The organism is Burkholderia sp. Tr-862, from assembly GCF_011753085.1.
Taxonomy (GTDB): Bacteria; Pseudomonadota; Gammaproteobacteria; order Burkholderiales; family Burkholderiaceae; genus Burkholderia; species Burkholderia ambifaria.
Genome location: NZ_VWWG01000216.1, coordinates 1 through 9,399 on the forward strand (window position 1 = coordinate 1; position 9,399 = coordinate 9,399).

Genomic DNA, 9,399 nt, shown 5'->3' on the forward strand with positions numbered 1-9,399 from the left:
CCGCCCGGCTCGATCCGTCGATCTGGAAAGTCGGCGCGGTCGCGACGCTCGGCAGCCTGCTGTCGCAACTCGACGCGACGATCGTCAACGTATCGCTGTCGAGCCTCGCGACCGACCTGCACGCGAGTCCTGCACCGATCACGTGGACGGTTCTGGGCATCGGCTCAGAACAGCGCGTAACGCGCGGCGATCATCAGCATGCGCGCCTTCGGCTTGCGCAGCGGCGCGCGCGGAGCGGCGAAGCCGCGCGCGATCGCGGCCTCCAGAATGCAGCGATACGCGCCCGACATGATGCGCGGCGCCTTCACCTGCGCACGCGTGCAGGTATCCATCACGGCGTCCGCCGCGCGGAAATGCTCGAGCGCGCGCTCGACGAGCGTCGCGCAGACGCGCGGCAGCGCCGGGTCGCGCACGATCGTCGCCGGATCGGTGATCGCGATGCCTTCGCGCGCGAGCAGCTCGCGCGGCAGGTAGCAGCGGTTGATGGCCGCGTCGTCGTCGATGTCGCGCAGGATGTTCGTCAGCTGCAGGGCGCGGCCGAGGTGGTGCGACAGCGCGATGCCTTCCGCTTCCGGGATCCCGAAAATCCTCACCGACAGACGGCCGGCCGCGCTCGCCACGCGATCGCAAAACAGGTCGAGCGTCGGTTCGTCCGGCGCGCAGATGTCTTCGGCGGCGTCCATCGCCATTCCGTCGATCATCGCGTGGAAATCCTCGCGCTTCAGGTCGAACGCGCGGATCTCGCGTTCGAGCGCGACCAGATGGCGCGGCGGCTGACCGGCGAAGCACGCGTCGATGTCCGCGCGCCAGCGATCGAGGCCCGCGTTGCGCTCGGCGCGCGGCAGGTCGCTGTCGGCGATGTCGTCGACCGCGCGGCAGAACGCGTAGACCTGGAACATCGCGTCGCGCTGCACCGCCGGCAGGATGCGCATCGCTAAATAGAAAGAACTGCCCGATGTGACGGCAGCGGCGTCGGTTTCTTGTTCGTCCACGACGAGATTGGAAACGGCCAAGACGAGCTCCACGGAGACGCCCACGCGGGGCGATTGAAGAAGCCATGCCCGGCTGGGTTGGTCAGGGCGTCAAATGCGTGCGAGATATGCGAACGATCGACGCAGACAGGCACAAATTACCGGCCGGAAGCCGGAATTGGGCGAAAGTATAGCAATCTTTGAAGTTCGATGGCGGACCCGTGCCGCGCCCGGCGGGCCGCGCAAAGGCCGGCGGGAGCTAACGCGGCCGGCCCCGGCGGGGAACGGCGTCGCGTCGCGCGTCAGCCGTAGACGATGTCGCGCTGCAGATCGAGCGCGATGAGCCCCATTTCGCGGGTCAGCTGCAGCACCGAGCGGCGTTCGAGCCGCGAGCCCATGAAGCTCGTCACGCAGCCGTCGGGCTCCGCCGTGAACTGGAACGACGGGCCTCCGGTGCCGAACCACGCGCCCGGGACGTCGGGCGACTCGTGCCAGTCGAGCTGGTCGAACACGCGGGTGATGCCCGCGCGCACCACGTCGCTCGGGCCGATCGGCGGCGCGATCTCGCCCAGATCGTCGAGAGAATAGGGGCCAGGTTTGTCAGGCCGCCGGTAGAAAAGGTAGTCGACGTTCATGGGGCGCCATCGGAAGCAAAGCGCCAAATTAGCGCGCTTCGGTGCAAATTCAAATCAGATCGGAACGAAATGTGGCCTGTACGAGACAAAAGGGCCTCGTCGCGGCGACCGGTGCGAATACCCGCGCGGGCGGCCCGCGCGTGCCCACTTCGCCGCGCGCGGTTTCGACGAGGCGGCTTCGTCTAAGATGAACATCTTTCTCGAAAAAGACGGACACCATGGAGACGAACGTAACCGCCACCGCGCCATCCGACCATCCCGTTTTCGTGCTGGTGCACGGCGCGTGGCACGGTGCGTGGTGCTATGCGCACGTCGCGGCCGCGCTGGCCGAGCGCGGCTACCTGTCGATCGCGCGCGACCTGCCCGCACACGGCGTCAACGCCCGCTTCCCCGCGTCCTATCTCGCACGGCCGCTCGACAAGGACGCCTTCGGCGCCGAACCGTCGCCGGTCGCGAATACCACGCTCGACGATTACGCAACGCAGGTGATGCAGGCCGTCGACGACGCGTACGCGCTCGGCCACGGCAAGGTCGTGCTCGTCGGCCACAGCATGGGTGGCCTCGCGATCACGGCCGCGGCGGAACGCGCGCCAGAGAAGATCGCGAAGATCGTCTATCTCGCCGCGTTCATGCCCGCGTCGGGCGTGCCGGGCCTCGACTACGTGCGCGCGCCCGAGAACAAGGGTGAAATGCTGGCCTCCCTGATGCTCGCGAGCCCGCGCGTCGCCGGCGCGCTGCGGATCGATCCGCGCAGCGGCGACGCCGCGTATCGCGCGCTGGCGAAGCGCGCGCTGTACGACGACGCGGCGCAGGCCGACTTCGAGGCGATGGCGAACCTGATGACCTGCGACGTGCCGGCCGCGCCGTTCGCGACCGCGATCCCGACGACCGCCGCGCGCTGGGGGGCGATCGACCGTCACTACATCAAGTGCCTGGAGGATCGCGTGATCCTGCCCGCGCTGCAGCAGCGCTTCATCGACGAAGCCGACGCGTTCGTGCCCGGCAACCCGACGCACGTGCACCAGCTCGACAGCAGCCATTCGCCGTTCGTGTCGCAGCCGGCCGTGCTGGCGGCCGTGCTCGTGGATATCGCGAAAAGCTGAACGGCGCGCTGCGCCGGCAAGGCGACGTAACGGTCACGCGGCGCTCACGTGTACGCGATCGACCGGTCGCGTCCGAGCCGCTTCGCGCGATAGAGCGCGGTGTCGGCCTCGTTGACGAGCACGTCGGGCGCTGTCGCGCCCACCGTCGCGCACGCGCCGCCGACGCTCGCCGTCACCGGCACGCTGACGCCTTCCGCGTCGACCGGCGTGCTGCCGATCGCGTCGCGCACCTTGTCGGCCACCCGCATCGCCTCGTCGAGATTCGTGCACGGCAGCAGCAGCGCGAATTCCTCGCCGCCGAAGCGGCCGAACGTATCCTGCGCGCGCACGATCGACGCGACGCGGCGCGCCGTCTCGCGCAATACCGCATCGCCGGCCGCATGCCCGAACCGGTCGTTGATCGTCTTGAAGTGGTCGAGGTCGAACAGCAGCATCGACAGGTCGCCGCCGTAGCGCTGCCAGCGCGCGAACTCGTCGCCGAGCCGCGCTTCGAAGAAGCGCCGGTTCGCGATGCCGGTTAGGCCGTCGCGATTCGCATGCTCGCGCAGCTTCGCGACCGCTTCCTCGCGCTCGCGCTGCATCACGCTCACGTGCGTGACGTCCGAGATCGTCACGCAGACGGCCTCGACTTCGCGGCCGCGCGTGAGCGGCATGAACGTGCAGTCCTGCTGCATGTAGTCGACGCCGCCGGTGATCGGCCGGTCGTGCTCGAAGCGAAACAGGTAGGGCCGCTGCTCCCACGAGCTGAACGCGAAGCTGCCGAGCTGGAACACGCTCTCCAGTTTGCGTTCGAGCCACGCGCGCGGCAGCTCCGGGAAGCGGTCGAACAGGTTGCGGCCGATCACGTCGGCAGCCGGGATGCCGGTGTGATCCTGCATGAAGCGATTCCACATCAGCACGGTCATCGAGCGGTCGAGCACGAACAGGCCGAAGCCCACCCGTTCGATCACGAGGTCGCTCAACGATGCGGTGGTGGCGGTGGTGGGGCGGGTAGTAATAGCGGTCATAGCGCGGACAGCAATGCGTCGAGTGCGTCGCCCATGAGCCGGATCGAATCCTCGGCCATCAGCATCACGAAATGTGCGCGGAACGCGTGATCCTCGAGTCCGAAATTCACTTCGAGCAGCAGCGCGACGCTCCATGCGAGCGCGTTCGGCTGGAACACGTCGTCGAACGACACGTTCGCGCCGAGCAGCCCCGGCGGGAAAAACACGGGCTTGCGGCCGAGCTCGTCGAGGATCGACGAGACGCACGCGCTCATCAGCACGTTCGCGACATCGAACACGATCTCGTCCTGCGTCGCCATGCCGGCATACACGCCGTCGCCGAACGTGCGGTCCATCAGCGACATGAGCCGCGCGACGCCCGCGCTGCGGCACAGCACGATCGCCTCGCCCTTGATGTCGGAACGGAAGCCCTGGCGAACGGCCGTCACGTTCTCGCGGATGCCCGTCATCTCGCGCAGCGCGTCGCCCGCATCGGCGGCCTTCACGACGCGCACGCGCGGTACCGACAATTCGATGAAATGTCCGAGCAGCAGCGCGAGCCGTGCGGCGGCGCGGCCCATCGCGAGGTTGGCGATTTCCTGCAACGCGTCGCGTTGCTCCGCCGTGAACACCGATTCAGGCATACAACCCATACTCCTTGAGAATGGGCAGCAACGCCTCCGACGTCACGGGCTTGGCAACGAATGCGATCGCGCCCAACTCGCGCACGCGTGCTTGCGCCTGCGGCTGGATATCGGCGGATACCACGATCACGAACGTGTTCAGATCTTCGTGGCGCAGTGTCTCCAGCACCTGATAGCCGTTCAAGTCGGGCATCGTCAGGTCCAGAAACATTACGGAAGCTTTGCCGTCACGATAGAGCGCCAGCGCCTCGCGACCATTCGCCGCATACGCGACATCGACGTCCCAGTCTCCCGGCAGTGCCTTTGTCAGAAGTTTGCGAGCGAGCAAAGAGTCGTCGGCGATCACGATCGGCAAAGGCATGGCAGCGAAGCGGTATTCGGAATGGTCTCTCTCGCGTTAACGACCGCGCGGCGCGCTTCTTGAGGCGCCATGCAATCAGGCGCTGGCAGCCACCGTGCAGCCGCGCGCGGGCGCCGCGCACGAGGCACGCGACATACCGCACCGCAAACGCCGGCGGGCGCATATATCTGTCATAGGGAAAGCAAGGCGCGATTCTCTGAGTAAACCGGAGGCGGTGCAACTCGCCATATTCACCATTTCGAACAAAATCGATCCAATCCCCCGGTATTCCGAAAACAGCCGCGACCATTTTTGAGATAAGCACGCAAAATTTTTCTTTGTGTACGTTTGCGCTGCCGGATTCATAGCGTTTTCAATCTTTCGCTTTACCCCTGTCGGAATCACCAGGTTGCCCCACTGCGCCGGGTACGGCGGGCGGGCGCAACTCGTTTATGATTGAACACCGCAGCTTGACCCGCTTTCTTCAATGACGTCCAAACGTCCCGCCGACTCCCATCCGCCCGCCTCCACGCCTGCCGACGACTGGCAGGATGGCGGCAGCTATTCGGCTGGGGCGCCCGAGCACGATTTCGCGGTGCGGCGCGTGACGCTGATCGTGCTGCTGGTCGCGGCGATCGTGCTGCCGTGCATCTACGTGTCGGTCATGGCGTACAACGACCTGAAGGCACGCGAAGCCGCGGCGAGCGACGTGACGATGCGCACCGTGCGTGTCGCCGAGGAGCATGCGCTCAAGGTGTTCGACCTGACCGAGACGCTCGATGCGCGCATCGTCGACCTCGTGCAGGACATGGACGACGTCGCCGTGCGCCGCCAGGAATCCGACATCCACGAAGCGCTGAACACGATCGGCGGCGGCTATCCGCAGGTGGCCGCGGTGTCGATCTTCGGCGCGAGCGGCATGTTGCTCGCGAACAGCCTCTACTATCCGGCGCCCTATGCGTCGATCGCAAATCGCGACGACTTCGCCGGCATTCGCGACGGCAAGGTCATCGAACATATCTCGCGGCTGATGATGGGGCCGCTCAAGCTCGAGAACATCCCCGTGTTCAACACGGGCGTCGCGCGACGGCATAGCGACGGCTCGTTCGCCGGGATGGTGTCGATCGCGCTGAAATCGTCGTACTTCAATTCGTTCTACCGCGAGCTCCTCGGCGGCGCGGCCACGCCGATGACGATGGCGCTCGCGCGCTCCGACGGCGCGGTGATCGCGTCGTATCCGCCGCCGCCGTCGCTCGCGCACACCGATCTCACGACCACGTTCGGCAACGAACGCAACGATCCGCGCGCGGGCATCGTGCGCGTGCGCCACGACGGCGCCAGCGAGATCGTCGCGTACCGCCAGGTCGGCAGCTATCCCGTGTACGTGACCTGCGCATACCGCACGTCGGCCATCCGGCGCGAATGGTACGAACACTTGAGCGTGCTGTTCATCTCGATGTTCGCGCCGTCGATCGCGCTGTGGTCGGTGATCTGGCTGTCGCTGAAACGGCTGAAGGCGGAAGAGGAGGCCTGGGATCGCTGGCAGGCGGAAGCGTCGATGCGGCGCTCGATCGAATCCGCGTACCGGCAGTCGCGCAAGATGCAGGCGCTCGGCAACCTGGTCGGCAGCGTCGCGCACGATTTCAACAACCTGCTGATGATCATCTCGAGCAACGTGCAGATCGCGCGGCGGCGCGGCGTCCAGCATCTCGACAAGGAACTCGGCGCGATCGAACGCGCGCTGAAGAACGGCCAGTCGCTCACGCGCCAGTTGCTCGGCGTCGCGCGCAAGCAGCCGCTGCACAACGAGACGATCGACATCGGCCAATGGGTCGGCACGTGCCGCGAACTGCTGAAGACGTCGCTCGGTTCGAAGTCGTCGCTGGTCGTCGCGATCGAACCGGGTGTGTGGCCGATCCGGGTCGATGTCGCCGAGCTCGAACTCGCGGTGATCAATCTCGCCGTCAACGCGCGCGATGCGATGACGATCGGCGGCCGCTTCACGGTCGGCGCGCGCAACGTGACGCTGCGCCGCGAGGACGGCTTTCCTCTGACCGGCGACTTCGTGCAGATCTCGCTCGACGATACCGGCTCGGGCATGGCGCCCGAGGTGCTCGCGCGCGCGTTCGAGCCGCTGTTCACGACGAAGGCGCAGGGGATGGGAACCGGGCTCGGGCTGCCGCAGGTGTTCGCGTTCTGCGAGCGCTCGGGCGGCCTGGCGACGATCGACAGCGCGGTCGGCGCCGGGACGTCGGTGCGCCTCTACCTGCCGCGCGCACGCGTCGAGGACATCGTCGTGCGGCCGCCGACCGTCGCGCACGACACGGGCGCGCTCGCGGGCCTGCACGTGCTGCTGGTCGAAGACAACAGCGAAGTCGCGGCCGGCACCGAAGCACTGCTCACGCTGCTCGGGCACCGCGTCACCTATGCGCCCACCGCCGACGACGCGCTGCGCCTGATCGAGGGTGCGGCCGCGAACGACGCGTTCGACCTGGTCATCTCGGATATCCACATGCCGGGCCGCCTGAACGGCATCGATCTCGCCGAAGCGATCGACAAGCGGCCGGGGAAGCTGCCCGTGATCCTGGTCACGGGTTACGCGGAGGAACTCGACCGCACGCGCACCGTCAACGTGCGTGTGCTGTCGAAGCCGTTCGACATCGCGCTGCTCGACGAGATCCTGCTCGGCATCCGTGAAGCGCGCGATGCGCGGCACACCAACACCTGACCCGCGGCACGCGGGCCGGTGCCGGCAGCGCGAAAGGTGCGGCGATCAGGCGGCCTTCAGCATGCGCACCCAGTCGACGTAGCGGTCGACGAAGCCCTGCAGGAATTTGCGGGTGTCCTCGCTGACGATCTGGCCCTGGTCGTCGATGCGCGCCGGGTCATGCTTGATGAACATTTCCGGCTGCGCGAGCGTCTTCACGTCGAGATACGCGAGCACGTTGCGCAGGTGCTGCTGCGCGAGCGCGGTGCCGACCGCACCGGGCGACGTGCCGAGCACGGCGCCCGGCTTGCCGGACCACGAGTTGTGCCCCCACGGGCGCGAGCCCCAGTCGATCGCGTTCTTCAGCACGCCCGGAATCGAGCGGTTGTACTCGGGCGTGACGAACAGCAGCGCGTCGGCCGCTTCGATCGACTCCTTGAAGTGCTTCGCGACTTCCGGAAAATCCGCGTCGTAGTCCTGGCTGTACAGCGGCAGCTCGCCGATCTCGACGAATTCGAACGAGAAATCGGCGGGGGCGAGCGAGATCACGGCGTGCGCGAGCGCGCGATTCCAGGAACCGCGACGCAGACTGCCGACGACGACGGCAACACGATAGGACATGACTTTCTCCTTCCGGTGAGTGAGAAATCGGATCGATTGATTCGAAACAGGCGACAAATGTCTGTTTATAGGCAAGCCAGCCCGCGAACCGTCCCACGGGGCCGACCGGCCGACTTTCCACAAGGTTTTCCACAGAAATTGTGGATAACTCGACCGTTATGGTCTGATGTTACAAACCGCCCGCATCACGATTTCGCGCCACGCGATGCAAGGTTCCGGCAAGCATAGCGCAGCGCGTCAGCGGGCTTCATGAAATCGTGACGGAACATGCGTTGCAGCACGGCGTCGCGCCCAGTAAGCTGCTCGCAACGCGCCCGCCCGGCGGCGCACGCGATTGCTTCCGCTTCGTAAGGCTCCCGACCCGCCATGCCGTCCGCGTACGACGATCCTCCCTATCTCACGCAACTGCGGCGCGACCTGCTGCGCTTCGCGCGACTCCAGCTACGCGATGCCGATGCGGCCGAGGATGCCGTGCAGGAAGCGCTGACCGCCGCGTGGTCGCATGCGGGCGAGTTCGCGGGACGGTCCGCACACAAGACCTGGGTGTTCGGGATCCTGCGCAACAAGCTGATCGACATCCTGCGCGCGCGGCAGCGGACGGTGAGCCTGTCCGCGCTCGATGCGGAGCTCGACGGCGAATCCGCGCTCGATCGCGAGCTGTTCAAGGAAAACGGGCACTGGGCCGCGCATACGAAGCCGCGGCCGTGGCCGCGCCCCGAGACGCTATTGCAGCAACAGCAGTTCTGGACGCTGTTCCAGGTCTGCCTCGACCATCTGCCGGAACACATCGGGCGCGTATTCATGATGCGCGAATTCCTCGATGTCGAGATCAACGACATCTGCACCGAACTGACGTTGACGACAAACCATTGCAGCGTGCTGCTGTATCGGGCGCGCACGCGCCTGCGCACCTGCCTCAGCGAAAAAGGACTGACGACCGAAGATGCTGCTGGGGAAATGTAGGGACGTGACGCGACTGCTGTCGGATGCGCTCGACCGGTCCTTGACGCTGCATGAGCGCCTGCAGGTGCGCGTCCATCTTCCGGCTTGCAGCGGATGCCGGGCGTATCGCGGGCAGATCGCGGTGCTGCGGACGGCGGCGCAGGCGGCGGCGGGGCGCGGTGCGGGGGATGCGGCGGGCGATGATCGGGTTGGGTCGTCGTCGGGAGACGGTCGGGAGTGAGTCGGCTGTGTCTGTGTCCGCGTTGCGGCGGCTGCGGGGGACGTTCTTGTCGACATTGATGGGTTGACACGGGAGGTCGCTCGGGTCGCTCGGGTCGCTCGGGTCGCTCGGGTCGCTCGGGTCGCTCGGGTCGCTCGGGTCGCTCGGGTCGCTCGGGTCGCTCGGGTCGCTCGGGTCGCTCGGGTCGCTCGGGTCGCTCGGGTCGCTCG

The 9,399-nt window shown here is 66.7% G+C and carries 10 protein-coding genes and 1 pseudogene; 5 read left to right on the forward strand and 6 right to left on the reverse strand.

Annotated features, from left to right (window positions below):
- Positions 1 to 146: pseudogene (locus F3J14_RS35935) on the forward strand (MFS transporter); the annotation flags it as partial.
- Between the two features lie 18 nt (positions 147 to 164).
- Here the strand turns inward: F3J14_RS35935 and hpnD are convergent.
- Positions 165 to 1,013, reverse strand: a complete 849-nt coding sequence (hpnD, locus tag F3J14_RS31505; RefSeq protein WP_006751673.1) for a presqualene diphosphate synthase HpnD — start codon at positions 1,011 to 1,013, stop codon at positions 165 to 167.
- A gap of 260 nt (positions 1,014 to 1,273) precedes the next feature.
- Complete coding sequence (locus F3J14_RS31510; RefSeq protein ID WP_166726255.1) at positions 1,274 to 1,606, reverse strand: hypothetical protein; 333 nt, start codon at positions 1,604 to 1,606, stop codon at positions 1,274 to 1,276.
- A gap of 218 nt (positions 1,607 to 1,824) precedes the next feature.
- On the opposite strand from F3J14_RS31510, the gene F3J14_RS31515 reads away from it, so the two are divergent.
- Complete coding sequence (locus F3J14_RS31515; RefSeq protein ID WP_166726256.1) at positions 1,825 to 2,709, forward strand: alpha/beta fold hydrolase; 885 nt, start codon at positions 1,825 to 1,827, stop codon at positions 2,707 to 2,709.
- 44 nt (positions 2,710 to 2,753) lie between these two features.
- Here the strand turns inward: F3J14_RS31515 and F3J14_RS31520 are convergent, their stop codons facing one another.
- The 3 genes from F3J14_RS31520 to F3J14_RS31530 are packed head-to-tail and all read right to left on the reverse strand — an operon-like array spanning position 2,754 to position 4,700.
- Positions 2,754 to 3,716, reverse strand: a complete 963-nt coding sequence (locus F3J14_RS31520) for a diguanylate cyclase (RefSeq protein WP_166726257.1) — start codon at positions 3,714 to 3,716, stop codon at positions 2,754 to 2,756.
- Complete coding sequence (locus tag F3J14_RS31525; protein WP_166726258.1) at positions 3,713 to 4,339, reverse strand: chemotaxis protein CheC; 627 nt, start codon at positions 4,337 to 4,339, stop codon at positions 3,713 to 3,715. Before F3J14_RS31525 ends, F3J14_RS31520 begins: the two co-directional genes overlap by 4 nt.
- A complete protein-coding gene (locus F3J14_RS31530; protein WP_006751668.1) occupies positions 4,332 to 4,700 on the reverse strand; it encodes a response regulator in 369 nt (122 codons plus the stop codon). The genes F3J14_RS31525 and F3J14_RS31530 overlap by 8 nt, the downstream gene beginning before the upstream one ends.
- 466 nt (positions 4,701 to 5,166) lie before the next feature.
- Between F3J14_RS31530 and F3J14_RS31535 the strand changes: the two genes are divergently transcribed.
- Positions 5,167 to 7,407, forward strand: coding sequence for a hybrid sensor histidine kinase/response regulator (locus F3J14_RS31535; protein WP_166726259.1), 2,241 nt, complete (start codon positions 5,167 to 5,169; stop codon positions 7,405 to 7,407).
- Between the two features lie 45 nt (positions 7,408 to 7,452).
- Here F3J14_RS31535 and F3J14_RS31540 read toward each other — a convergent pair whose 3' ends face one another.
- On the reverse strand, positions 7,453 to 8,007 hold the full coding sequence (locus F3J14_RS31540) for an NAD(P)H-dependent oxidoreductase (RefSeq protein WP_166726260.1): 555 nt from the start codon (positions 8,005 to 8,007) through the stop codon (positions 7,453 to 7,455).
- 366 nt (positions 8,008 to 8,373) lie between these two features.
- Between F3J14_RS31540 and F3J14_RS31545 the strand changes: the two genes are divergently transcribed.
- Positions 8,374 to 8,970 (forward strand): RNA polymerase factor sigma-70, encoded by a 597-nt coding sequence (locus tag F3J14_RS31545; RefSeq protein ID WP_006751665.1) that lies wholly within the window; start codon positions 8,374 to 8,376, stop codon positions 8,968 to 8,970.
- Positions 8,951 to 9,190 (forward strand): zf-HC2 domain-containing protein, encoded by a 240-nt coding sequence (locus F3J14_RS31550; RefSeq protein ID WP_166726261.1) that lies wholly within the window; start codon positions 8,951 to 8,953, stop codon positions 9,188 to 9,190. Before F3J14_RS31545 ends, F3J14_RS31550 begins: the two co-directional genes overlap by 20 nt.
- The last annotated feature ends 209 nt before the right edge of the window (positions 9,191 to 9,399 follow it).

Coding starts and splice junctions, on each gene's coding strand:
- F3J14_RS31545 (WP_006751665.1), top strand. CDS start 8,374: ATGCCGTCCGCGTACGACGATCCTCCCTATCTCACGCAACTGCGGCGC.
- F3J14_RS31520 (WP_166726257.1), bottom strand. CDS start 3,716: ATGACCGCTATTACTACCCGCCCCACCACCGCCACCACCGCATCGTTG.
- F3J14_RS31535 (WP_166726259.1), top strand. CDS start 5,167: ATGACGTCCAAACGTCCCGCCGACTCCCATCCGCCCGCCTCCACGCCT.
- F3J14_RS31510 (WP_166726255.1), bottom strand. CDS start 1,606: ATGAACGTCGACTACCTTTTCTACCGGCGGCCTGACAAACCTGGCCCC.
- F3J14_RS31550 (WP_166726261.1), top strand. CDS start 8,951: ATGCTGCTGGGGAAATGTAGGGACGTGACGCGACTGCTGTCGGATGCG.
- F3J14_RS31540 (WP_166726260.1), bottom strand. CDS start 8,007: ATGTCCTATCGTGTTGCCGTCGTCGTCGGCAGTCTGCGTCGCGGTTCC.
- F3J14_RS31525 (WP_166726258.1), bottom strand. CDS start 4,339: ATGCCTGAATCGGTGTTCACGGCGGAGCAACGCGACGCGTTGCAGGAA.
- F3J14_RS31530 (WP_006751668.1), bottom strand. CDS start 4,700: ATGCCTTTGCCGATCGTGATCGCCGACGACTCTTTGCTCGCTCGCAAA.
- F3J14_RS31515 (WP_166726256.1), top strand. CDS start 1,825: ATGGAGACGAACGTAACCGCCACCGCGCCATCCGACCATCCCGTTTTC.